Below are 516 nucleotides of genomic sequence, written 5' to 3' on the forward strand. Positions count from 1 at the left end.
GCACCACGCAAGAGCGATCCATATATCATTGCCCACCGGCTGACCTGACAGTAGTGCACGGATGGCTTCCACGATCGAGGTCACCGGTTGGTTTTCGGCAAAGGCTCGAACGACCGAAGGCATCGACTCGGTAGGTACAAACGCCGAGCTGATAAACGGCAGGAAGATAATCGGGTAGGAGAAGGCGCTTGCGCCATCCACCGTTTTTGCGGACAGTCCGGCAATGGCTGCGACCCACGTTAATGCCAGCGTAAACAGTGCGAGTATGCCGGCTACTGCAAGCCATGACAATATCCCCGCCGGCGAACGAAAGCCCATAATTAACGCTACGAGAATGATGACGAGAACCGATATGGCGTTGGATACCAGCGAGGTCAGCACATGCCCCCACAGTAAGGTGGAACGTGAAATCGGCATGGTGTGAAACCGCTCGAATATGCCCCGTTGCTTATCCAAAAACAGGCGGTAAGCCGTATAGGATATACCGCTTGCAATCGCAATCAGCAGGATACCGGG

The 516-nt window shown here is 54.7% G+C and carries 1 protein-coding gene; it reads right to left on the minus strand.

Going from position 1 to position 516, the window contains the following annotated elements; translation table 11 throughout:
• Positions 1 to 516, minus strand: a 516-nt coding sequence (locus tag GC102_RS21780) for an ABC transporter permease (RefSeq protein WP_171691359.1), incomplete at both ends; no start/stop codon positions are given.

Source organism: Paenibacillus germinis (assembly GCF_013141785.1).
GTDB classification, from domain to species: Bacteria; Bacillota; Bacilli; order Paenibacillales; family NBRC-103111; genus Paenibacillus_E; species Paenibacillus_E phytorum.